The organism is Streptomyces sp. NPDC000345, from assembly GCF_042898825.1.
Classification (GTDB): Bacteria; Actinomycetota; Actinomycetes; order Streptomycetales; family Streptomycetaceae; genus Streptomyces.
In genome coordinates, this window is the sequence record NZ_JBIAZE010000004.1 from 38,927 (window position 1) to 62,699 (window position 23,773).

A 23,773-nucleotide genomic window follows, 5' to 3' on the forward strand; every position below is an offset into this window, starting at 1 on the left:
GGCGGGTCAGCCGACGACCCGGCCCAGTTCGATCCGGGCGATGTCCGGGGCGGCGCCGTCCGCGTTCCCGAAGGCGATCGTGTTGTGGCCCTCTTCCAGGTCGACGGGGACGGCCAGCGTCCAGAAGTCGTCCGGGCTCCAGGTGTTCTTGAAGGTCACCCGGAGCGGATCGCGGGCGCCCACCGTGATGTCCGCCGTGCGGGAGACGATGTCGGTGTTGTAGGCGTGGCCGTTGTCGCGCCGGTCGTCGTGCGCGTAGTGGACGACCAGCAGATGGCGGCCCGCCCTGGGCGCGTCCACGGTGAACCGCGCGGTTCCGGAGGGGCCGTTGCCGAGCCCCGTGACGCGGCGTCCGCCACGGGCGTGGACGCACTCCACCAGCCGCGCCCCGCCCGTGAGGGCCGCGTCGGCGGCCCCGTACGAGAGGGTGCCGGCCGCCGAGCCGTCGCCGGAGACGTCCAGGGAACGTACGCGGGCGTGCCCGGCCGTGACAGTGAGACGGTTGTTGCCCGCCGCGAGGTACAGCCGCAGGGGCCGGCCGGGCTCCGCCGTCACCGTCTCGCCGTGCAGGGCGAGTTCCACGGCCGCCGAGGCCCGCGCCACGACCGCGAAGTAGCCGTCGCGCGGGGCGTACACGTCGAAGACCGCCCGGTCGCCTCCGCGCAGCGACAGGGCGCCCGTGCCGGCCCCGGCCGACGAGGAGTAGTCGTACGACGGCTCGCCGCCGACGTCCGCCAGCGTCGCCTCGTACACGGCGGACGGGGCACCGGTACGCGCGGTCAGGTCGAGGCGGTCGAGGGTGACCTCGCCGTCGCCCTTGGCGAGGGTGAGGACGTGCGGACCGGCCGACAGCTCGACCCGGAGGTCCTTCCTGCCGGTGTGCGCCCGGTTCTGGGTGGACGGGCAGACGACCGTGACCGGGGCGCCGCCGTCGACCGACAGCCGCTGGGTGGCGGGGCCGCCGGACCCGTTGCCGTACAGGATCGCCAGGTCGTAGCCGCCGTCCGCGGGGACCGACACCGTGAAGTCGACCTTGCTGGACAGGGAGTCGAGCGAGCCGACGGTCTTCGTCCCGGAGGCCGCGTAGCCGTTGGGGTCGCTCACCGTGCCCTGGGTGCGGACCCGCCCGCCGGTGACGGCCGCGTCCTGGGCCTCGTACGACGCCGACCACGGGACCGGGACGGGGGCCGGGGTGCCCCGTCCGGCCGGGGTGAGGACGATCCGGTACGCCGACATCCGGCGCAGGCCGCGCAGCGGGACGGTCACCGAACCGTCGCCGGCCACCCGCACCCTGGTCCGGGCCAGGACACGCGGCGCCGGGTGCGCCCCCTCGTACCCGGACCAGGCGGCCTCGGCGACGGTCGCGACGACCGTACGGCCGAAGACGGCCGGGGGGACGTTCCGTACGACGACGTCGGCGTCCCCGGCCGAACCGCCGAGCAGCACCTGGGCCTGGCGGCGGGCGGGGTCGAGGCAGGCGAGGCCCTGGAGGGTGTCGACGGTGTGCGGCTGCGGCGGCGTGACCCGGACGGTGTCGCCGGTCAGGCCGGCGTACCAGCGGAAGAACCACCAGCCGCCGTTGGGGACACCGCCCCGCGCCACGTTGCCGCTGAGGTCGCCCGCGGCGTCCCAGTAGGCCTGGTTGGCGTACACCTTGTTCCTCTCGAACATCGAGACCCACTGCACGAGTTGGCCCGGTACGGAGAGGTCACGGCGGTTGGCGTACTCGTCGATGCCGACGGTCAGCGGCGCGATGCCCAGGTCCCGCTCGATCGCCCGGTACGCGTCGTAGTGGGCCTGGAAGTCCCGCAGGGACGAGGAGTCCAGCTCGTGCCAGGTCACCACCTGCGGCAGCACGTCCTCGCGCCGGGCGAAGGCGAGGAAATCGGTCAGCAGCCGTGCGTGGAAGGCGGCTTCGTTGGGACCGGCGATCCTCGCGTCCGGATCGATCGCGCGGATGCGTCGGCACACCGTCTTCCAGTCCCGCAGGAACCGGTCCCGGCCGGCCTCGTACTCCGCCCGGTCGGCGACGTCGAGGTGGTACCAGATCTGGTCGGGCTCGTTGAACGGGACGTGGACGAAGCGGTCGCGGTCCGCACGCGCCGCCACCTCCCGGACGACCGCGTCCACCCGGGGCAGATAGTCGTCGATGCCCAGGTCCTCGTACGGCCATGCGGCGTGGACGTCCTGCAGCAGCACGTAGATCTCGCCGCCGCCGTTGCGGAAGAACGACGCCGCGACGGTGAGCGCGTCGCCGTTGGGGTGCTGGGCGCCGCCCTCCGGTTTCTGGGTGATCGTCGTGATCTTCAGGGGTGCGAGGACGGCGTCGGAGGGGACGCCGTCGTCGCTGAGCCCGTACAGCGCGCCGTTGGCGCCGTGCAGCACCGGACCCTCGGAGTCGGCGAGGTCGACGGTGAGGCGTTGCGGGACGCGCCGCCCGCGGGCCGGCGCGAGGGCGGTGGCGCTGCGCCGGAAGTCCAGCCCGGTGACGGCGGCGAGCACGCGCTCCCGGGTGGCCGGGCGGACGCCGGGGTGGCCGTTGATCACTCGGGAGACGGTCCGGCAGGAGACTCCGGCGGCGGTCGCGACATCGTGGAGGCTCGCGGAGCGCTTCCTGTGACCGGTCACATCCATGCCGGGATTGTTGCCGCTCCCATGGGGGCCGTCAAGGGAGCGGATCCGGGCGGCCTGGCCGAACGGCGGCTGCCTTCAGGGCGCTCGGCGGCCGCCGGGGCCGGCGGGAAGGCGCCGCGCCCCGTCTCGGCCGGGGCCGCCGGTGCGGCGGTCCGGTGCGGAGACGGGGCGCGGACGGGGAGGACGGGGACGGGGTGCAGACGCGGCGGACGGGGACGGGCCTCGGGTGACACTGCCGGATGCGCCGGCCGCGCCGCCGGTCAGGCGGCGGCGCGGGCGCGGACGGGTGGTTCACCAGGTGTGGGCCACGTCCACCACCAGGTGGCCGTCGAGCTGCAGCACCCGGAAGGGCAGCCGGGCACGTACCCCGAGCCCGAACTGCGACTGCCCCTCGAAGCTGCCCGCGAACTTCGCGTCCCGGAAGGTGCGGTACCCGGTGAGGTTCACACCGGGCAGGGGCTGACCCGCGCGGCCGGGGTACGTGGGAGTGCCGGTCTCGGGGTTGTAGGCCGGCGCCCTCACGATCACCTCGAGGATGGCGCCGCCGGCGACCGGGATCGGGTCGCCCGTCGGGTCCTGGATGAGCTGGTCGACGTAGCGCACGGTGTACCCGAGCTGGTCGGCGTCCGCGCCCGGGACGTCGACGACGAACCGGTCGTAACAGTCGTGGCGGCCGGTCCGGGCGTTCGTGATGTATTCGCCCGACGTGCTGGACCAGTCCGTCTTGTCGAGACTGCCCCAGCCGGTGGGACAGGCGGCCGCCGCCCGCGGGGCGGCGGCCGGCGCGGCCACGGCGGGTACCGCGGCCGCGCCCAGCGTGGCGGTCAGGAGAGCGGCGGTCACCAAGACCGTCCTGTTTCGCACCATCTTGTTCCCCCAAGACTGTGAGTGTCTGTTACTAGGGAGGACATTCTGGTTGAGCGGAAGGTTGCACTCGCTGCACCGGAAAGTGGGGAAAATGGACTTTCCGGCCTACGACAGGCTCGTCGTGGTGTAGGCGCACTCCGTGTAGATGTAGCCGGACTCCAGCTTGGCCGTGTCGGAGGCCGGCGTGGAGAGGCTGTCGCCGTTCGGCTTGTGCACGAAGTACGTCGTGCCCACCGGCAGGCTGATCGTCCGCTCCGGGTAGTTCTTGTTCGCGTTGCACGGCTTGAAGCCCGGGCTGATCGTGCTGGCGAAGGAGTACGCCTTGCAGCTGCCGCAGGCCTTGAGGGTGAAGCTGCCGGTCACCGGGCCCGTGTACATGACGGTGATGTCGTCGGGGCTGTCGTTCTGGACCGTCACCGAGATGCTGCCGCCGGTGCGCGTCGTGGGCAGCTTCTTGCCGGCGGCCGGGACCGTCTGGGCGACCTCCGCCGCGATCGCGATCTTCTTCGCCAGGGCGGCGTTCTTGGCGGACTTGTGGCCGGAGACGTACTCCTCCATGGTCGTCTGCGCGGACTCGAAGTCGCCGTCCCTGTACTGGTCGACACCGCAGTTGTACGTGCCCGAGCCGGCGCTGCTCGCCGCCCGGTCGGCGTCCTTGGTCAGCGCGTCGGCGACGCTCGCGTCCTCGGCCGTGATGTTCTCGATCTGGCCGCTGAGGCTCTTGAGCTGCTCGACCACCGTGCACGGGTCGCTGCCGCCGAGGCCCTTGACCTTGGCGGAGACCGCCGAGCCCACCGCCGGTTCGACCTTCGTGGCCTGCTCCGAGTCGGGGAACGTGGTGAGCAGCTGACCGAACTGCGAGGCCCAGGTGGACTGTCCGCTCGCGAGGCCGTCCGACGCGCACTCGTACAGCGAGGTGGCCAGGCGGTCGTCGGGCCAGTCCTTCAGGCCGCTCAGATCGGTCTCGGGCATCTTCTTCGGGACCGTGCGCAGATAGTCGAGCGGGGCGACCGCCTCGCAGTAGTCGCCCTTCTCGTACGCCGCGCCCACGGTCGCGTAGTACGTCTTCATCCGGGCCGGCACCTTCGCGGCCGCCCGCGAGTCCGGATGGTCGGCGCTCAGGTCCTCGTAGACCTCCAGCGCCTCGCGGTAGTCGGACTGGGCCGAGGTGAACGCCCTGCGGCCCGCAGCCTCCACCAGGCGGTCGGCCTCGTCGAGGCGGTCGAGGAGCATCTGCTGCGTCGCCTCGTCCCGTGCGCCGTCGTACGCCACGACGCCGCCGGCCGGGGCGACGAGCAGGACCAGTCCGAGCACGAGCGCGAGCGGCGCGGACGGGGGCCACGCCAGACGGGTGCGCAGACCCACGACGGCGCCGTGCGCCGCCACGCCGATCAGGAACGCGACGTAGAGGACCAGCGCGAACACCGGGACGCCGTCCGGGTCGGCGGGCAGCGCCACGAACAGCAGGACGGCGGTCGCGGCGAGGCAGAGCAGCATCAGGATCCAGCGGCGCACCAGCGCGTAGCCGAGGCCGAGGCCGCTGAGGTTGAGCACCGCCACCGCGACCGCGCGCACCCCGTCCGCCGGAGCGGGCGGCGGTGCCGCCGGCATCGGCGGGACGACGAATCCCTGGTCGTATCTGCCGTACTGGTCCCCGGACATGGCGGCCTCCCCCGTCAACTGCGCCCATGTATCTCTGATTTGTCAGTCTATCGGGCGAAGAAGAGCCGCCGACAGGGCGAGGGGGGTTCTCGGGTGCCGTCGGGCGCGGTCGAGCCGGACGACGGCCCGCTCGGGAGGCGGAACTCAGCCGTCGGCGACGTTCGCCGTGATCAGCCGGAGGAGTTGCTTGGCGAGGGCGTCCTGTTCCGGTGTGAGGCCCATGGCGTCGCCGATGGCGAGGGGCACGGTGGCCGCGCGGTCGCGGAGGCGGGCGCCCGCGTCGGTGAGGCGCAGGGCGACCGAGCGTTCGTCGTCGGTGCGGCGCTCGCGGTGCAGGAGGCCGTTCGCCTCCAGGCGCTTGAGGAGGGGGGAGAGGGTGCTGGACTCCAGCTGGAGCGCGGCGCCCAGTTCGCGGACGGAGAGGGAGTCCTGCTCCCACAGCACCAGCATCACCAGGTACTGCGGGTAGGTGAGGCCCAGCTCGTCGAGCAGCGGTCGGTAGCGGGCCGTGACGGCGCGGGAGGCGGCGTACAGGGCGAAGCAGAGCTGGTCGTCCAGAAGCAGCGATCCGTAGGTCGGTGCGGCGGCGGCTTGCTCCACTGCGCGGCTCCTGGTGTCTGCGCTGGCCATCGGGGTCACCACCCTATCGTTCGAGTCCTCCCGATCGTATCGCTCCCCAATGGATCGATGGCTAATTAGTTGCGCGCGATCTAGTAGTGCGCTACCGTTCTGTCCGTGCCGCGAGGTGACCGCGAACCCGCCGTGTCCGTTCGCGTCGGCATCCCGCACGCGTCGCTGGTGAACAGCCAGGACGTCTGATTCGTAACGCCGGGTCGGGGAGAAGGACGGGGAGGGATGACGTGCCGCCGGAGTCGGTGCGGTTCACGGTGCTGGGTGCCCTTCGGGTGCGCCGGGGGAAGACGGAGCTGGACGCCGGCGGGCCGCAGGAGCGCGCCTTCCTGGCTCTGCTGCTGGTCAAGGCGGGACAACCGGTCGCGGTGAGCGAGATCGTGGACGTGCTGTGGGCCACGGATCCGCCGCGCAGCGCGGTCAACGTCGTCCGCCGGCACGTGGGGTCGCTGCGCCGCCTCCTGGAACCCGGGCTCGCCGCCCGCGCCGAGGGCCGATGGCTGGTGCGGGACGCGGGCGGATACCGGTTGGTGACCGACGGGGACTCCACGGACCTCCTGAGGTTCCGCGCGCTGCGCGAGGCGGCTCGCGACGAGGCCGGCACCGCACCCGCACGAGCGGTCGAACTCCTCACCGAGGCCCTGGCGTTGTGGAGCGGTCCGGTCGCCGCCGGCATTCCCGCGCACGCCCGTGCGTACCCCGCGTTCGACGCGGTGGAACGCGAGCGGCTCACGGTCGCACGCGAAGCGGCCGACGCCGCCCTGCGTGCCGGGCTGCCGGAGACGGTCCTGCCGTGCCTGCGCCGGGCCGCCGCCGAACACCCGCTGGACGAACCCGTCCACGCCGCGCTGCTCCGCGTGCTCTCCGCGGCCGGCCACCGCGCCGAGGCGCTGGCCCTGTACGACACCGTACGGGCGCGGCTCGGCGGGGAACTGGGGATCGACCCCGGCCCGGAACTGAGGGACGCGCATGACGCGGTGAGGCGGGAACAGCAGCCTCAGGCGGACCATGACGACCTGTCGGATAACGACCGGCAGGACACCGCCCTTCCCTGCGTCGTCCCCTCCCAACTGCCGCACGACCTGCCGATGTTCACCGGCCGACGGGCCGAACTCGACACGGCGCTCGTGCTCTTCGACGCACAACTGCCGCACCCCGGGACCGCGGTGATCGGCGCCGTCGGCGGAATGGCGGGCGTCGGCAAGACCAGCCTCGCGGTGCACTGGGCGCACCGGGTCGCCGACCGGTTCCCCGACGGGCAGCTCTACGTGAACCTGCGCGGCTTCGACCCGTCCGGCGCGGTGATGGACCCCGCGGAGGCCGTCCGCGGGTTCCTGGACGCGCTCGGTGTGCCCTCCGACCGCGTCCCGCACGGCGCGGACGCGCAAGCCGCCCTCTACCGGAGCGTGCTCGCCGGACGCCGGGTCCTCGTCCTGCTCGACAACGCCCGCGACACGGAACAGATCAAGCCCCTGCTGCCCGGCGCGCCCGGCTGCCTCACCATCGTCACCAGCCGGGACGAACTGCCCGGCCTGGTCGCCGCCCACGGCGCGCGCTCCGTGACCCTGCGCCCCTTCGACGAGGACCAGACACGGGCCTTCCTCGTCCGCCGGCTGGGCGCCGAGCGGGTCGCGGCCGAACCAGGGGCCGCGGACGAGATCGGCGCCCTGTGCGCCGGGCTGCCCCTCGCCCTCGCCTGTGTCGCCGCCCGCGCCGCCGCCCACCCGCACTTCCTCCTCTCGGCCGTCGCCGCCGAACTGCGCGAGGCCCACGGCAGCCTCGACGCCTTCGCCCGTGCCGACGCGTCCGTCGACGTGAGCACGGTGTTCTCCTGGTCCACCCGTGCCGTGTCCCCCGACGCCGCCCGGCTCTTCCGGCTGCTGGCCCTGCACCCGGGCCCCGACCTCGCCCTCCCCGCCGCGGCCGCCCTCGCCGGCCTTCCGGCCCGGCGGACCCGCCGCCTGCTGACCGAGCTGACCGGCCTGCACCTGGTCACCGAGCACAGCCCCGCCCGCTACACCTTCCACGACCTGCTGCGCGCCCACGCCGGTGAACTCGTCCACGAACGCGAGACCGCGACGGACCGGCGGGCCGCGCTCGACCGGCTCCACCACCACTACCTGCACACCGCGTACGCCGCCGACCGCCTCCTCGCCCCCAACGCCGACCCCCTGCCCCCGCCGCCCGCACCCGAGGGCGCCCAGCCCGCACCGCTCGCCGACGACGAGCGTGCCCTGGCCTGGCTCACCGCCGAACACGCCGTGCTGCTCGCCGTCGTCGCCACGGCCGCCGCCTCCGGCCAACCGGCGCGGGAACGTCTCGCCTGCCATCTGGCCTGGTCCCTGGAGCCGTTCTTCGACCGGCGCGGACACTGGCACGACGGGCTCACCGCGCAGCGCACCGCGCTCGACGCGGCCCGGCGGCTCGCCGACCCCGTCCTCGTCGCCCGCGGACTGCGCGGACTGGGCCGCATCGAGGGCCGCCTCGGTCTGCACACCCGCGCCGTCCCCCGCCTGGAACGGGCCCTGAGCCTGTTCACCGAGCTGGGCGACGACACCGGCCGCGCCCACACCCACCGCAGCCTCGGCTGGGAGTGCGACCAGCAGGGCGACCTGCCCGGCGCCCTGCGGCACAACCAGCTCGCCCTCGGCCTGTTCCGCGCCCTCGACGACCACGCCGCCCAGGCCAGCGTCCTGAACTCCGTCGGCTGGTACCACGCCCTGCTCGGCGAGTACCGGGAGGCCCTGACGCACTGCTTCGAGGCGCTGCGCATGCTCCAGGAACTCGGCGACCGCTACGGCCAGGCCGTCACCTGGGACAGCATCGCCTACGCCCACCAGCGCCTCGGCCGCCACCCGCACGCCCTGCTCGGCTACCGCAACGCCCTCGCCCTGCTGCGAGACCTGGGCGTGCCGTACGTGGAGGCCGAGATCCTGACCCGGGTCGGCGACACCCACCTCGCCATGGGCGACGAGACCGCCGCCCGCGCCGCCTGGGAGGAGGCGCTGACCCTCCTCAGGGCGCTGAACCATCCCGACGCCGAGCGGATGGCGGCACGGCTGAACGACGACGAGGAGGGCCGGGCGGGTGTCTGCTGACGTGGCGGGAGCGGCCGGGCGGGCGGCTTCCGACGGGGTGGGTGGGCCTGAGTGGGGGACTGCCGAGGTGGTGGGCGGGGCTGAGTGGGGGACTGCCGGCGTGGCGGGTGGGGATGAATGGGGTGCCGGGGCCATGGGAGCGGCTGAGCCGGGGCCTGCCGGCGCCGTGGGAACGGTTTCGGGGCGCGCAGAGGCGATGCGGTTCGAGGTGCTCGGGCCGGTGCGGGTGTGGCGCGGGGAGCGGGAACTCGACCTCGGGTTCCCCCAGCAACGCGCCCTGTTCGCCCTGCTCCTCGCCCACGCCGGCCGGGCCGTGCCGACCGGTGAGATCCTCGACGTCCTGTGGGCCGAACGGCCGCCCGCCAGCGCGCCCCAAGTGATCCGCCGTTACGCCGGCGCCCTCCGCCGCCTGCTGGAACCCGGACTGCCGCCGCGCGCACCCGGCCGGCGCCTGCTGCGCCGGGCCGACGGCTACCTCCTGGACGCGACCACGGACGAGGTCGACCTTCTGCGGTTCCGTGAACTCACCCGGCAGGGCAGGCGGGCGGCCGCCACCGGGCGGGCCGAGGCCGCGTCCCGCCACTTCGGCCGGGCGCTGGGGGAGTGGCGGGGCCCGGTGGTCATGGGCCTCCCGGAATCCGTGCGCGCCCACGTCCGGTTCACGGCCGTGCAGCGTGAACTCCTGGACACCGCAGGCATGGCGGCCGACGCCGCGCTCCTGGCCGGCCACGCCGAACAGGTCCTCCCCGCCCTGCGCCGGGCCACCGCCCACGAACCCCTCGACGAGCCCCTGCACGCCCGTCTCGTCCTCGCCCTCGCCGCGTGCGGCCTCCAGGCGGAGGCCCTCAGGGCCTACGACGACATCCGCCGCCGCCTCGCCGCCGACCTCTCCGTCACCCCCGGCCCGGAACTGACCGCGGCCCATACGCGGGTGCTGCGGCAGGAGGTGCGAGGAGCCGGGGGTGGGGGAGGGGCGGCCGGGGCTCCCGCGCCGGTGGAGTCCGTCCTGCCCGGATTCCTCGCCCCGGCCGCTCGACTGCCTCCCGGTCCCGGCGTCCTCGTGGGGCGGGAGGCCGAGACGCGGAGACTGTCGGCCCTCGGCCGCGAGGCGGGTGTGGTGGTCGTCGGCGGGATGGCGGGGGTGGGGAAGAGCGCCCTGGTGGCGCGCTGGGCGCAGCGGGCCGCCGCCCGGTTTCCCGACGGACGGCTGTACGTGGAACTGGGGGGCTTCGCCGTGGGCCGGGCGACCGTGGAACCCGTGGAGGCCCTGAGGCTCATGCTCGCCGCGCTCGGGGTGTCCGCGCGGCGCATGCCGGACGGGGCGGCCGCCCGGGCCGGGCTGTACCGCACACTGCTGGCCGGGCGGCGCGTCCTCGTGGTACTGGACGACGCCCTCGACACCGAACAGCTGCGCCCGCTGCTGCCGGCCGCCCCCGGCTGCCTCACCGTGGTCACCAGCCGCAACGCCCTGCCCGGCCTGGTCGCCGAGGGGGCCCGGCCGTTGCGTCTGGAGCCGCCGTCCGCCGAGGACGCGCTCGCGCTCCTCACCCGCCGTGCCGGCCCCGGTCGGGCGGCCGCCGAACCCACGGCCGCCGACGAGATCGTCGCCCACTGCGGGCGGCTCCCCCTGGCCCTCGCGCTCGTCGCCGACCGTGCCGCCGCCCATCCCCGCCTCCCCCTCGCGGCCGTCGCCGCCGAACTGCGCGCGCGCCACGGCAGCCTCGAAGCCCTGCCCGCCCTGCGCCCGGCCCTCCTCGGCTCCTGCCGACGCCTGCCGGACGACAGCGCGCGCCTGTTCCGGCAGCTGTCCCGGCACCCCGGAGCCCTCATCACCCCGGAGACGGTCGCGTCCCTCACCGGGCTGCCGGCCCGTCGGTCCCGGCTCCTCCTCGGCCACCTCGCCGAGTCGCACCTCCTCGCCGAGCCCGCACCGGGCCGCTACACCCTGCACCGCCTGCTCCGCGCCCTCGCGACCGAACTCGCCGAGACGGACGAACGCCGCACAGCGGACTGACCGGTGAACCGAGGGGTGCGGAGGCTCCGTCACCGCGTTGTCACTCTTTTTGCACATCCTCCGGCCTACGGTCCGGGCACCCGACCCCCTCGGAGGCAACGGCGGAATGCCCACCACCAGTCCCACCACCACCAAGGCCCTCACGAATTCCATCCGTACGCCCCTGGGCGTCGAGATCCTCACCGGCGAGCACGGCGGCGAGACCCCCGCGCGGCTGCCGGGGCAGGGCCGCCCGCACCCCGCCCGCCGGCTGCGCGCGCGGGACGGCGGCGAGTACCTCTTCGTCGGCCTGGGCGGCGGCACCAACCCACCCGACCCCCGGCCCCTCACCCTCCACCTCGCCCCCGGCGACCTCTGCTTCTACGACGTCCGGCACGTCCCCGCCCTCGACTTCCCCGAGCGGTTCCGGGCGACGGTCTTCCTCGTCCCGGGCGACCTGCTGGGGCTCGCCGACGCCGACGCGGGACGCATCGCGCGCACGCCGGTCGCCCGCTCCTCCCGCCTGGGCATGCTCCTGTCGCCCCTGCTGTCCGAGCTCGCCCGTGCCACGGCCGAGGCCCGCCCGCAGGTCGGCGAGATGCTCGCCTGGAACGCCGTGAACCTCCTGGCCACGCTCGTGACCGAGCAGCTCGGCGGGCAGTCGCCGGACCCCGCGGGTGCCCGCTCGCCGCTGCTGGCGCGGGTCCTGGACCACATCGAACTGCATCTGACCGACCCGGACCTGTCCCCGGAGGTCATCGCCCGCGCCCACCACATCTCCGTGCGCTACCTGCACAAGCTGTTCAAGGACGAGGGGACCACGGTCGGCCGCTGGATCCTGCGCCGCCGCCTGGACGAATGCCGGCGCGACCTGATCCGCCACGGCCGCGGCAGCCGGACCATCGCGGCGGTGGCGGCCCGCTGGGGCTTCCTCAGCGCCCCCCACTTCAGCCGGGTCTTCCGGGCCGCCTACGGCATGTCCCCCCGCGAGTGGCGCGACAGCGCCGGAGGTGCCGCGAGGGCCGGGCGGGGCTGAGCCCACCCGGCCCCCGGACGGAAACCCCCGGCCTCCGCACAAGCCCGACGCACGGTGACCGTGGGTTCTCCCGGCGCACCGAATGAGTCCGCGCCGTGCACCGCGCGCCGTGCGCTGAGAGGACATCACCGGTGCACGCGCGGGCAATTCCCGCACGCCCGGCCGATTTAGCGTGCGGGAGCAGGACAACGCACACCGACAACACCAGGAGATCCCCATGTCCGACGTCGTCGAGCCGGTCGTGCCGGTACTCGAGCCCGAGGCCGCGGCGTTCGCCGAGGCGACCGCGAATCCGCCGTATCTGTTCGATCTGGGTCCGGTGGAGGGCCGTAAGGCGGTCGACGAGGTGCAGTCCGGTGACATCGCCAAGCCGGCGGTGGACGAGGAGTGGGTCACGGTGGAGGGTGGTCCCACCGGGAGCGTCCGGGTCCGTGTGGTGAAGCCGGCGGGTGCCGGGGGCACTCTTCCGGTGATCCTTTACATCCATGGGGCGGGCTGGGTGTTCGGCAACGCGCACACCCATGACCGGCTGGTGCGGGAGCTGGCGGCCGGTGCCGGGGCGGCCGTGGTGTTCCCGGAGTACGACCTGTCGCCCGAGGCCCGGTACCCGGTCGCGATCGAGCAGAACTACGCGGTCGCCCGGTGGATCGTGGAGCAGGGCGCGTCGAAGGGCCTGGACGGTGCGCGGCTGGCGGTGGCCGGTGACTCCGTCGGCGGCAACATGACCGCGGCCCTCACGCTGATGGCCAAGGAGCGTGGCGGCATCCCGCTGGTGCAGCAGGTGCTGTTCTACCCGGTGACGGACGCGGCGTTCGACACGCCGTCCTACCGTCAGTTCGCCGAGGGGTACTTCCTGCGCCGGGACGCGATGCAGTGGTTCTGGGACCAGTACACGAGCGAGGACGCCGAGCGCGCCGAGATCACCGCGTCCCCGTTGCGGGCCACGACCGAGCAGCTCACCGGTCTGCCCCCGGCCCTGATCATCACCGGTGAGGCCGACGTCCTGCGGGACGAGGGCGAGGCGTACGCCAACAAGCTGCGCGAGGCCGGTGTCCCGGTCACCGCCGTCCGGTTCCAGGGCATCATCCACGACTTCGTGATGCTCAACGCCCTGCGCCCGACGCACGCCGCCGAGGCCGCCATCACCCTCGCCGTCGGCACCCTGCGCGACGCCCTGCACGTCTGACCTTCGGAAGAGAGCACAGTCATGACCACCACGCCCACCGTCGTGCTCGTCCACGGCGCCTTCGCCGACGCCACCAGCTGGACCGGTGTCATCACGGAACTGCAGGCCCACGGCATCCCCGTGATCGCCCCGCCCAACCCGCTGCGCGGCCTCGCCTCCGACGCGGCCTACGTCGCCTCGGTCGCCTCCCAGATCGACGGCCCGGTGATCCTCGTCGGCCACTCCTACGGCGGTGCCCTCATCACGGTCGCCGGTGTCACGGAGAACGTCGTCGGCCTCGTCTACGTCGCCGCCTACGCCCTGGAGGAGGGCGAGAGCCTCGGCGAGCTGCAGGGCCGCTTCCCGCTGTCGCCGCTGGTCAGCAATCTCAAGCAGTGGACGTACCCGACTCCGGCGGGCGAGCCGGCCGTCGAGGTCACCATCGCCGAGGACGCCTTCCCCTCGGTGTTCGCCGCCGACGTGCCCGCGGAGGTCACCAAGGTGCTCGCCGCGGCCCAGCGTCCGCTGGCCGCCGCCGCGTTCGAGGAGAAGGCAGCCGCCGCGGCCTGGCGGACCAAGCCGTCCTGGGCACTGATCGCCGGCGCGGACGAGGCCATCAACCCCGAGGTGGAGCGGTTCGGCGCCCAGCGCGCCGGGGCGACGACCGTCGAGCTGGAGGGTGCCTCGCACGCCGTCGCCGTCTCGCGGCCCAAGGAGGTCGCGGAGCTGATCCGCGACGCGGTGCGCGCGACGGCCTGACGCCCCCCGACAGCCGCGCGGACGTCTCCCGACCGTGCACGTCCGCGCGGCGTCGGCCGCGGAGCCCTACCAGCGGTCGCCGGCGTTCAACTGCCCAACGGGCACAGGTGGCTTACCCGCGGTACCCCAGTTATCAGGTCAAGCGTCCCGGACTCTTGACTCGGAAAGCGTCACTCGCGATCCTCGTCGCACTGACTTGCGTAGGTCATGACAATCTCAAGGGCGGTCAACAGCGCCCGCGTCGACCGCGCCGACCCGCCGACCGAGGGACGTGGGCTGTGACCATGACCGGACGCCTGTACCGCAGACGCAAAGACGTCACCGTCGTCGCGCTGCTCCTTCTCGTACTGGCCACGATCCTCGGCCCCGCGCAGAGTTCGGCGGCCGGCACCGACTGGTGGACGCCGACCTCCCGGCCGTCCCCCGACTCCCGGATCAACGTGACCGGCGAGCCCTTCACCGGCACCGACTCGGCCGGAGAGGTGCGCGGGTTCGTCGACGCGCACAACCACCTGTTCTCCAACGAGGCCTTCGGCGGCCGGCTGATCTGCGGCAAGGTGTTCTCGGAGGCAGGCGTCGCCGACGCCCTCAAGGACTGTCCCGAGCACTACCCCGACGGCACGCTCGCGATCTTCGACTACATCACCCACGGCGGGGACGGAAAGCACGACCCGGTCGGCTGGCCGACCTTCGCGGACTGGCCGGCGTACGACTCGATGACCCACCAGGCGAACTACTACGCCTGGGTGGAGCGCGCATGGCGCGGCGGGCAGCGGGTCCTCGTCAACGACCTCGTCACCAACGGCATGATCTGCTCGGTCTACTTCTTCAAGGACCGCAGCTGCGACGAGATGACCTCGATCCGGCTGCAGGCCAAGCTGACGTACGACCTCCAGGCCTACATCGACAAGATGTACGGCGGCACCGGCAAGGGCTGGTTCCGGATCGTCACCGACAGCGCCCAGGCCCGGGAAGTCGTCAAGGCGGGCAAGCTGGCCGTCGTCCTCGGCGTCGAGACCTCCGAGCCGTTCGGCTGCAAGCAGATCCTGGACATCGCGCAGTGCAGCAAGTCCGACATCGACAAGGGCCTCGACGAGCTGTACGCGCTGGGCGTGCGCAGCATGTTCCTGTGCCACAAGTTCGACAACGCCCTGTGCGGCGTGCGCTTCGACGAGGGCGGCCTCGGCACCGCCATCAACGTCGGCCAGTTCCTGTCCACCGGCACCTTCTGGCAGACCGAGAAGTGCACCACCGCGATGCACGACAACCCCATCGGCACCGCCGCCTCCCAGGCGGAGGCCGAACTCCCGGCCGGCACCGAGGTGCCGGAGTACGACGCGGACGCCCAGTGCAACGTGCGCGGGCTGACGTCCCTCGGCGAGTACGCCGTGCGCGGCATGATGAAGCGCAAGATGATGCTCGAGATCGACCACATGAGCGTCAAGGCCGTCGGCCAGGCGCTCGACGTCTTCGAGGCCGCGGACTACCCCGGCGTGCTCTCCTCGCACAGCTGGATGGACCTCAACTGGACCGAGCGGGTCTACTCCCTCGGCGGCTTCGTCGCCCAGTACATGCACGGCTCGGAGGGCTTCGCCGCCGAGGCCAAGCGCACGGACGCGCTGCGCGACAAGTACGACGTGGGCTACGGATTCGGCACCGACTTCAACGGCATCGGAGACCACCCCGCCCCGCGCGGCGCCGACGCCTCCAACAAGGTGACGTACCCCTTCAAGAGCGTCGACGGCGGCTCCGTCATCGACCGGCAGACGGTCGGCTCGCGCACCTTCGACCTCAACACCGACGGCGGGGCCAACGTCGGCCTGGTCCCCGACTGGATCGAGGACATCCGGCTCGTCGGCGGCCAGGACGTGGTGAACGACCTCTTCCGCGGTGCCGAGTCCTACCTCGGCACCTGGGGGTCGACCGAGCAGCACCAGGCGTCGGTCAACCTCGCCAAGGGGCGTACGGCCACCGCCAGTTCGTCCGAGTCCAACCCGTTCACCAGCTACCAGCCGGGCCGCGCCGCCGACGGCGACGACGGCACCCGCTGGGCCAGCGACTGGAGCGACGACCAGTACTGGCAGGTCGACCTGGGCTCCACCAACCTGGTCTCGCGGGTCACCCTCGACTGGGAGCGCGCCTACGGCACGTCGTACCGCATCGAACTCTCCACCGACGGCACGACCTGGACGACCGCCTGGTCCACCACCTCCGGCGACGGCGGCCTCGACACGGCCAGGTTCAGCGGCACACCGGCCCGCTACGTCCGCGTCCACGGCCTGGACCGCGGCACCGACTGGGGATACTCGCTCTACGAAGTGGGCGTCCACAGCGCCTAGCCGCAGTACGACACGCGGGGGACACGGATGGCACGGATGCCGTCGGCCGAACGGCGCCGGCAGCTGACGGAAGCGGCGATCAGGGCGATGGCCCGGGACGGCGTCCCCAGGACGACCACCCGGTCCATCGCCGCCGAAGCCGGCGTGTCCCTGAGCGTCTTCCACTACTGCTTCGACTCCAAGCAGGCCCTGGTCGAGTCCGTCATCACGACGCTCACCGCCCACTCGGTGAGCGTCGTGAAAGAGGCGATCCTGCCCAGGGCCACCCTGGAGGAGACGGTCCGGGCCGGTTTCCAGGCGTACTGGGACCACGTCCGCGCCCACCCCGACGAGCACATGCTGACCTACGAACTCACCCAGTACGCCCTGCGCCAGCCCGGGTTCGAGCATCTGGCGCGCCGGCAGTACGAGCTCTACGAGGAGGCGTACGCCGAGCTGACGGAGGAGCTGTGCCGGAACATGGACCTCCGGCTCGGCGTCCCCGTGTCCGTCCTGGCCCGCTATCTGGCCGCCATGACCGACGGGCTCACCCTCAACTACCTGGTCCTCGGCGACGCGGCCGCCTGGACGGACATCCTCGACACGGTCACCGCGCACATCGCCGGGCTGGTGCGGACCACCACCTGAGGCCCGCCCCGGCCGCCCGTAGGGCAGGGCGGGGGCGGGAAGGGCGCACCCCTTGCCTCGGGCGGGCGCCCGGCGCACGCTGGTCGTATGCCTGGGCAGGACGGCCCCACGCTCATCACGTCCGTGCAGCGGGCCTTCCGCCTGCTGGAGGCGGTGGGCGCGCACCAGAACGGCGCACCGGCGAAGCAGCTGGCGCGCGAGACCGGGCTGCCCCTGGCCACCGCCTACCACCTGCTGCGGACACTGGTCCACGACGGATACGTGCGCAAACTGGAGGACGGCGGCTTCATCCTGGGCGAGAGGCTGAACACGCTGCACACGTCGGGCCGGGGACAGGCGCTGCTCAGCCGGGTCCGGCCCACGCTGGCCGCGCTGCGGGACGAGCTGGCGACCGCCGCCTACCTCACCTTCTACGAGGACGGCGAGATCCGGGTCGCCGAGATCGTCGACGGCCCCCGGGCGCCCCGCGTCGATCTCTGGGTGGGGTTCGAGGACGCCGGACACGCCACCGCCCTGGGCAAGTCCGTGCTGCGGGAACTGGACGACGAGGCCCGCAAGGACTATCTGTCCCGCCACCACCTCGCCGACCTCACGCCCCGGACCATCACCAGCCCCCCGGAACTGCTCCGCCGGCTCGACTCCTCGCCCGTGGCCCCGGCCGTCACGGACCTGGAGGAGTACGCCCTCGGCACGGTGTGCGTCGCCGTACCCGTCTACAGCGGGGACACCCTCGGCTCCCTCGGCGTCTCGCTGCCGGCGGACCGGCTTCCCCGGCTCGAGGAGATCCGGGCACGACTGATCCCGACCGCGAACCGGGTGACCAGGGGTCTCTCGCTCACTATCTGAAATCCCGCTCCTTGCGGGGCACGGGTCGAACCCGTTTTCCTGGATGAAACGGACATTCCCCTGCACATCCCCGATCCACAGACGAGGAATGCAACGCGACATGAACCAGGCCCGACACCGTGGTGCCGTCCACGGGCCGACGCACCTGTTCAGGCCCGTGGTGGCAGGACCGCTCCTGCCCGTGCTGATCGTTCTGGTCGTGGTCCTCGTCGACCTGGCCGGCGGAGCCGGGATGATCTGGCTGCCGCTGCTCGCGGCCGGACCCGCGCTGTCCGCCAGCACCAACGGGCCGCGCGGTGTCCTGTACGTCGGTCTGTTCGCCGCCCTGCTCGGGGGGCTGCTCGGCATCCGGGACGGCGTCCCGGCCCATGAGCTGATGGCCGTCCTGTCCGCCCTGGCGGCCGTGACCCTCGCGAGCGGTCTGGCCAGCGCGCTGCGCGGCCGCCGGGAGCGGGTGCTCGCGGCGGTCCGCTCGGTCGCCGAGGCCGCCCAGCACGCGCTCCTCAAGCCCGTGCCGGAGATCGTCGGCCCGTTCCAGACGGCCGTCCGCTACAGCGCCGCCGCGGCCGAGGCCCGGATCGGCGGGGATCTGTACGCCCTGGTGGACACGCCGTACGGGGTCCGGCTGATCGTCGGCGACGTGCGCGGCAAGGGCCTGCCGGCCGTCTCGACCGCCGCGCTGGTGCTCGGTGTGTTCCGGGAGGCCGCCTACGACGAACCCGATCTCCTGACCGTCGTCGACCGCATCGAGCGCAGCCTGGCGCGCAACCTCGGCGCGGACGACTTCGTGACCGCCGTGGTCGCCGGCTACCCGCGGGCCGGGCAGCTGGAAGTGGTGAACTGCGGACACGCCCCGCCGCTGCTGGTCCGGGCGGCCTCCGCGGCCGTCACGGCGGTCGAGTCCCCCCGTCCCGCGCCGCCCCTGGGCCTGCGCGCCCTCACGGACGAGACGCCCGGCCTCCAGGTGCTGCCCTTCGCCGACGGCGACCAGCTGCTGCTCTACACCGACGGGGTGACCGAGGCCCGCGACCACGGGCGGGCGTTCTACCCGCTCGCCGAGGGTCTGGCACGCCATGTGTCCGACGAACCCGCGCGCACCCTCGACGCGCTGCACGGCGAACTGCTCGCCCACGTGGGCGGCCGGCTCCATGACGACGCGGCGCTGCTGCTCATCCGCAAGCCGACCGCCGTCGGCCAGGGCATCCCCCAACCGGCCCCCGGAGAGCTGCTGTTGAACGACCAGGCGATATGACGACACGGCGGCGGACGCGGGCCCGCGGTGTCAGCGTCCGGTGCGGGCGGCTCGTACGAGGGCGTCGAACAGGCTCTGCTGGGCGGGGTCCTCGTGGGCCGTGTCCTCGGGGTGCCACTGGACGGCCGTGAACCATCCCCGGGCGCCCGGCAGTTCGAGCCCTTCCACGGTGCCGTCGGCGGCGCGCGCGGTGACCGTGAGGCCCGGTCCCGCGCGGTCCACCCGCTGGTGGTGGTAGCAGGACGCCTCGATCTTCTCCGCGCCGGTGGCCCGCTCCAGCAGGGTGCCGCGCCGGATCGCCACCGGGTGCACGACGTGCCGGTGTTCGCGTGCGGGGCCGCCCATGTCCTGTTCCAGGGTGCCGCCCAGGGCGACGTTGACGACCTGGAGGCCGCGGCAGACCGCCAGCAGGGGCAGGCCCAGGTCCAGTGCGGTGCGGGCGACGTCCAGGTCGAAGGCGTCCTGCGTCTCGTCGACGTCGTACACGCTCGCGTGGGTGTCGGCGGCGCCGTAGCGGTGCGGGGCGAGGTCGCCGCCGCCGGGGAGCAGGACGCCGTCGAAGCGGGCGAGGCGGGAGGCGACGTCCTCGGGAGCGGGGTGGACGCTCGCGGGTTCCCCGCCGGCCCGCCAGACGGCCTCGATCAGCGCGCGGGCGTTGACCTCCGCGGCGTACCGCAGCGCGGAGGTGGTGGCGCAGAAGCGGGCGGGGATCGCGATGAGCGGTCGTACGGGCGTCGTCACAGCTGGATCCAGGTGGTCTTCAGTTCGGTGTACTTCTCGACGGCGTGCACGGACTTGTCCCGGCCGTTGCCCGACTGCTTCACCCCGCCGAAGGGAACGGTCAGGTCGCCCTCCTCGTAGCAGTTGACCCAGACCGTCCCGGCCCGGAGCGCGCGCGAGACCTTGTGGGCGGTGGACAGGTCGGAGGTCCACAGACCGGCGGCCAGGCCGTACTCGGTGGCGTTGGCCAGGCGGACCGCCTCGTCCAGGTCGTCGAAGGTGAGCACGGACAGCACCGGCCCGAAGATCTCCTCACGGGCCAGCCGCATGCCCGGGTCGACGTGGTCGAAGACGGTGGGGTGCAGGAAGCTGCCGCCGGTGCCGGCCAGCGTGCGCTCGCCTCCGGTCCGTAGCCGGGCGCCCTCGTCGATGCCGGTGCCGATGTGGTCGAGGACGCGCTCCAGATGGCTCTCGCCCACCAGCGCGCCCATCTCGGTGGCCGGGTCCAGCGGATCTCCGACCCGCAGATCGCGGGCCCGGGCCACGATCGCCTCGGTGACGCGTTCGGCGACGGAGGAGTGGACCAGCAGCCGGGAGGGGGCGGTGCACATCTCGCCCTGGTTGAAGAAGATGCCCCAGGCGGCGGTGGCGGCGGCCTTCTCCAGGTCGGGGGCGTCGGGCAGGATGATGTTCGGCGACTTGCCGCCCAGTTCCAGCCAGACGCGCTTGAGGTTGGAGTCGGCGGCGTAGCGCAGGAAGTGGCGGCCGACGGCGGTGGAGCCGGTGAAGGCCAGCACGTCGACGTCCGGGTGCAGCCCGATCGCCCGCCCCGCCACCGGCCCGTCCCCGGTCACGACGTTGAGCACGCCCGGCGGCAGCCCGGCCTCGGTGGCGATCCGGCCGAGCAGCAGCGCCGACAGCGGCGAGTTCTCGGACGGCTTGAGCACGACCGTGCAGCCTGCCGCCAGCGCCGGAGCGACCTTCCAGCTCGCCAGGGTGAGCGGGAAGTTCCACGGCACGACGGCGCCCACGACACCGGCCGGCTCCCTGGTGACCAGGGCCAGTGCATCGGGGGAGGTGTGGGGCGACTCGTCGGTGAGTTTGTCCGCCAGCTGCCCGTACCAGCGGAAGGTGTTGATCGCGGCGCGCAGTTCGATCCCGTACGCGTCCGTGACCGGCTTGCCCATCTCCAGGCTGACGGTCAGGGCGAGCTTCTCCCGCTGTTCCTCCAGCAGCTCGGCGACGCGCAGCAGGATCCGGCCGCGGTCGGCGGGCGCGAGGCGGGGCCAGGGGCCGTGGTCGAAGGCCCGGCGCGCGGCGGCCACGGCCAGGTCCACCTCGGCCTGCCGGGCGTCGGCGACCTGGGCGAGGACCTGTCCGTCGCGCGGCGAGACGACGGCGAAGGCGGCTCCGCCTCCGGGCTCGTCCACTCCGTCGATGTGGTGCTCGACGGGCGGGTCCAGATCCTTGGCGAGACGCAGCAGCTCGTCGTGGGCGAGGGCCGGCATCGGCTCTCCTCCTGGTGGTCGTTGACGATGGTGGGCGGGGGCCGTGACCGCGGGCCGACGGCGGCACCCGGGGAGGGGTGCCGTCGTCGGCCGTGGGCGGGGACGCCGGGTCAGGCCGGGACGGAGTGCCGGTGCCGGGTCAGCCGCGCCGTGACGAGCCCCAGGACCAGCACCGCCGGGACGGTGAGCTGGAGCCATACGGCGGTGACCCGGTCGCCGCCGATGAGCGTGGTGAAGTTCGCCATGATCAGCCAGATGGCGCCGGCGATGCCGAGGGCGCCCAGCACCGGGGCGACCAGCGTGTTCCAGGGCCGGGTGTCGGCACCGGTGCGGCGGAAGAACACGACCACCGAGACGGAGGTCAGGAAGTACAGGAGCATGATCCCCAGGACGGCGACCCCGCTGAACCAGGAGAAGAGCGTCAGCACCGGGTCCTTTCCCAGCACGGCGAACGGCAGGACCAGCGCCGCCGCGATCACCGTCTGCACGACGCCGGCCGCCCAGGGGGAGTGGCGCCGGTTGATCGCGGTCAGGCCCCGCGGCAGCAGACCCTCGCGGCCGAGGGAGAACAGGTAGCGGTTGGCGGAGTTGTGGAACGCCAGGATGCCCGCGAACAGCGAGGTCGCCAGCAGGACGGGCAGGACGTCGCCGGCCCAGGCGCCGAACTGGGCGGTGACGGGGGCGAAGACGAAGGCCGTGGCGTCGCCCGAGGCCAGCGCCTTGCCCGCCTCGTCCGTCGCCGCGGACGCGCCGTGCGCCGAGACCAGCATCCACGAGGTGAAGGCGAAGAAACAGGTGATCACCGCGACCGACAGGTAGGTGGCGCGCGGGACGGTCCTCCTCGGCTCCCGGGCCTCCTCGCCGTAGATGGCGGTGGCCTCGAAACCGAACATCGACGCCACGGCGAACATCAGGGCCACGCCCGGCGCCCCCTGGAGCGCCGCGCCCGGCGAGAAGCTGTCGCCGAAGCCCAGCCCCTCGGGCCCGCCCCCCTTGACCAGGGTCACGAGGGCGAAGGCGAGCAGGATGCTGAACTCCGCGAGGACGAACACGGCGAGGACCTTGGCGCCCATCTCGATGCCGGCGGCGCCGAGGACCTGGACGACCACCATGGTGACCAGCGTCCAGATCCACCAGGCGACGCGCACCCCGGTGTAGTGCTCGACCAGTCCGCTCACGGTCGCGCCGTAGAGTCCGTACATGGCGGCCTGGACCGCGCAGTAGGCGAAGAGGGCGACGCCCGCGCTGCCGGAGCCGGTCGAGCGGCCCAGGCCCCTGCCGATGTAGGTGTAGAAGGCGCCGGCGTCCACGACGTGGCGGCCCATGGCGACGAAGCCGATGGAGAACAGCAGGACGACGACGCCGGCCGCGACGTACGCGGCGGGTGCGCCGGCGCCGTTGCCGACGGCGATGGCGATGGGCACGGCTCCGGCGATCCCGGTCAGCGGTGCCTGGGCGGAGAGGACGAAGAAGAGGATGCCCAGGACGCCGAGCGAGTCGGGCTTGAGTCTGCCTGCCGTGGAGGGGTCTTGCGTGAGGTGCGGGGCGACCGCCGTCTGACTGTCCACTCGGATCACCTGTCGGGACGGGGAGGGATGGGAGTTTGTTTTGAAGCCAAACGAGTTGCCTCATCGTGGGCGGGAACTATCCGTTTGGCAAGGGGGTGAGGCGGGATTTCTCCTCGGCCCGGTGGTCTTTTACGCAGCCGTGACCGATCCGGCGCCCGCGGCCGGCAGGCCGGGCCGGCGTGCCCGCGGAGAACGGTACGCAGGTGCCCGGAACAGCGAAAAGCCCCGGAGGTCGAACGTCCGGGGCTGCGGCTGCGCGGTTCAGAGGATCAGGTGCGGGCTTCGCCGGGTGCGCCGCCGTCGGCGTCGAGGAGCTTGAGCAGGGAGCGCAGCTCCTCGAGGGCGGCGTCCGTGACCTCGGGCTCACCGAGGACGAGCTGGTGCAGCACCAGGCCGTCGAGCGCGGCGAAGACCAGCCGGGTCAGCGCCCGGTCCGCGCCGGCCGGCAGCATACGGCCCAGCTCCCGCCGGGTGGCGTCGAAGTACTGGTCGTAGAGCGTGCGGATCTGCGGCAGCAGCTCGGGCCTGCGGCGGGCCTCCAGCAGCAGCTCGTACTGGAACGCCTGGGTGCCCGGATCCGCCGTGACCATCTCGGACAGTCCGCTGGAGAAGTCGGTGACCTTGCCGGTGCCCGGTTCGAGGGAGCTGATGCTCAGCGAGGTGCGGATCGTGTGGGCGAGGGCCTCCTCGATCAGCGCGTCGCGTGAACCGAAGTGGTGCACGACGAGACCGTGCGTGACCCCGGCCTCCTCCGCGACCGCCCGGTAGGTGAGCTTGCGCAGCCCGCCCCGTGCCACGACCCGCACGGCGGCGTTCAGCAGGGCCTCGCGACCCTCGCCGTAGTGCAGACGCCTGCGTGGCTGCCGGCTCCGGGGCTCGGCTGCGGAATCGGTCATGCGGGTGACCCTACCCGCAGCAACGGACACGCCAGGCACCTCGGGTGGCGACGGAGGGAGGGGTGACCTTCAACACATCGGAGGTCTCGGCCCGCGTCGGTGGCTTCACCGTGCACTTGTTGCTCATCGCGCACTGTTCCCGCAGGGCGGGCACGTGTCACCCGATCTCTGAC

General features: G+C 73.1%; 17 protein-coding genes. 9 read left to right on the top strand and 8 right to left on the bottom strand.

Annotation, left to right across the window (positions count from 1 at the left end; translation table 11 throughout):
- Nucleotides 1-6: 6 nt before the first annotated feature.
- The 4 genes from ACFY30_RS10535 to ACFY30_RS10550 all read right to left on the bottom strand — a co-directional run bounded on the left by ACFY30_RS10535 (nucleotide 7) and on the right by ACFY30_RS10550 (nucleotide 5,763).
- Nucleotides 7-2,634 (bottom strand): LacI family DNA-binding transcriptional regulator, encoded by a 2,628-nt coding sequence (locus tag ACFY30_RS10535; RefSeq protein ID WP_390844778.1) that lies wholly within the window; start codon nucleotides 2,632-2,634, stop codon nucleotides 7-9.
- 291 nt (nucleotides 2,635-2,925) lie between these two features.
- Entirely contained in the window at nucleotides 2,926-3,501 is a 576-nt protein-coding gene (locus tag ACFY30_RS10540) for a hypothetical protein (protein WP_390844779.1), read from the bottom strand.
- 105 nt (nucleotides 3,502-3,606) lie between these two features.
- Complete coding sequence (locus ACFY30_RS10545; RefSeq protein WP_390844780.1) at nucleotides 3,607-5,163, bottom strand: tol-pal system YbgF family protein; 1,557 nt, start codon at nucleotides 5,161-5,163, stop codon at nucleotides 3,607-3,609.
- 144 nt (nucleotides 5,164-5,307) lie between these two features.
- Nucleotides 5,308-5,763 carry a MarR family winged helix-turn-helix transcriptional regulator gene (locus ACFY30_RS10550; protein WP_390844781.1) on the bottom strand — a complete coding sequence of 152 codons (456 nt, stop codon included), beginning with the start codon at nucleotides 5,761-5,763 and terminating at the stop codon, nucleotides 5,308-5,310.
- A 260-nt stretch (nucleotides 5,764-6,023) separates the two neighbouring features.
- On the opposite strand from ACFY30_RS10550, the gene ACFY30_RS10555 reads away from it, so the two are divergent.
- The 9 genes from ACFY30_RS10555 to ACFY30_RS10595 all read left to right on the top strand — a co-directional run bounded on the left by ACFY30_RS10555 (nucleotide 6,024) and on the right by ACFY30_RS10595 (nucleotide 18,908).
- Nucleotides 6,024-8,891 (top strand): BTAD domain-containing putative transcriptional regulator, encoded by a 2,868-nt coding sequence (locus tag ACFY30_RS10555; RefSeq protein ID WP_390844782.1) that lies wholly within the window; start codon nucleotides 6,024-6,026, stop codon nucleotides 8,889-8,891.
- A gap of 196 nt (nucleotides 8,892-9,087) precedes the next feature.
- A complete protein-coding gene (locus tag ACFY30_RS10560; RefSeq protein ID WP_390844783.1) occupies nucleotides 9,088-10,905 on the top strand; it encodes a BTAD domain-containing putative transcriptional regulator in 1,818 nt (605 codons plus the stop codon).
- Between the two features lie 106 nt (nucleotides 10,906-11,011).
- Nucleotides 11,012-11,920 (top strand): helix-turn-helix domain-containing protein, encoded by a 909-nt coding sequence (locus ACFY30_RS10565; protein ID WP_390844784.1) that lies wholly within the window; start codon nucleotides 11,012-11,014, stop codon nucleotides 11,918-11,920.
- Nucleotides 11,921-12,137: 217 nt separating this feature from the next.
- Nucleotides 12,138-13,106, top strand: a complete 969-nt coding sequence (locus tag ACFY30_RS10570) for an alpha/beta hydrolase (protein ID WP_390844785.1) — start codon at nucleotides 12,138-12,140, stop codon at nucleotides 13,104-13,106.
- A 21-nt stretch (nucleotides 13,107-13,127) separates the two neighbouring features.
- The gene (locus ACFY30_RS10575; protein WP_390844786.1) at nucleotides 13,128-13,844 is read left to right on the top strand and encodes an alpha/beta fold hydrolase; all 717 of its coding nucleotides are present in this window, start codon (nucleotides 13,128-13,130) and stop codon (nucleotides 13,842-13,844) included.
- A 284-nt stretch (nucleotides 13,845-14,128) separates the two neighbouring features.
- On the top strand, nucleotides 14,129-16,183 hold the full coding sequence (locus ACFY30_RS10580) for a discoidin domain-containing protein (protein WP_390844787.1): 2,055 nt from the start codon (nucleotides 14,129-14,131) through the stop codon (nucleotides 16,181-16,183).
- 27 nt (nucleotides 16,184-16,210) lie between these two features.
- A complete protein-coding gene (locus ACFY30_RS10585; RefSeq protein ID WP_390844789.1) occupies nucleotides 16,211-16,810 on the top strand; it encodes a TetR/AcrR family transcriptional regulator in 600 nt (199 codons plus the stop codon).
- Nucleotides 16,811-16,897: 87 nt separating this feature from the next.
- On the top strand, nucleotides 16,898-17,656 hold the full coding sequence (locus tag ACFY30_RS10590; protein WP_390844790.1) for an IclR family transcriptional regulator: 759 nt from the start codon (nucleotides 16,898-16,900) through the stop codon (nucleotides 17,654-17,656).
- Between the two features lie 100 nt (nucleotides 17,657-17,756).
- Nucleotides 17,757-18,908 carry a PP2C family protein-serine/threonine phosphatase gene (locus ACFY30_RS10595; protein ID WP_390844791.1) on the top strand — a complete coding sequence of 384 codons (1,152 nt, stop codon included), beginning with the start codon at nucleotides 17,757-17,759 and terminating at the stop codon, nucleotides 18,906-18,908.
- 30 nt (nucleotides 18,909-18,938) lie between these two features.
- On the opposite strand, the gene ACFY30_RS10600 is transcribed toward ACFY30_RS10595, so the two are convergent.
- The 4 genes from ACFY30_RS10600 to ACFY30_RS10615 all read right to left on the bottom strand — a co-directional run bounded on the left by ACFY30_RS10600 (nucleotide 18,939) and on the right by ACFY30_RS10615 (nucleotide 23,600).
- Complete coding sequence (locus ACFY30_RS10600; protein ID WP_390844793.1) at nucleotides 18,939-19,649, bottom strand: gamma-glutamyl-gamma-aminobutyrate hydrolase family protein; 711 nt, start codon at nucleotides 19,647-19,649, stop codon at nucleotides 18,939-18,941.
- Entirely contained in the window at nucleotides 19,646-21,136 is a 1,491-nt protein-coding gene (locus ACFY30_RS10605; protein ID WP_390844795.1) for an aldehyde dehydrogenase, read from the bottom strand. Before ACFY30_RS10605 ends, ACFY30_RS10600 begins: the two co-directional genes overlap by 4 nt.
- Nucleotides 21,137-21,246: 110 nt before the next feature.
- On the bottom strand, nucleotides 21,247-22,704 hold the full coding sequence (locus ACFY30_RS10610) for an APC family permease (RefSeq protein WP_390844797.1): 1,458 nt from the start codon (nucleotides 22,702-22,704) through the stop codon (nucleotides 21,247-21,249).
- Nucleotides 22,705-22,973: 269 nt separating this feature from the next.
- Nucleotides 22,974-23,600, bottom strand: a complete 627-nt coding sequence (locus ACFY30_RS10615; RefSeq protein ID WP_390844798.1) for a TetR/AcrR family transcriptional regulator — start codon at nucleotides 23,598-23,600, stop codon at nucleotides 22,974-22,976.
- Nucleotides 23,601-23,773: the final 173 nt, after the last annotated feature.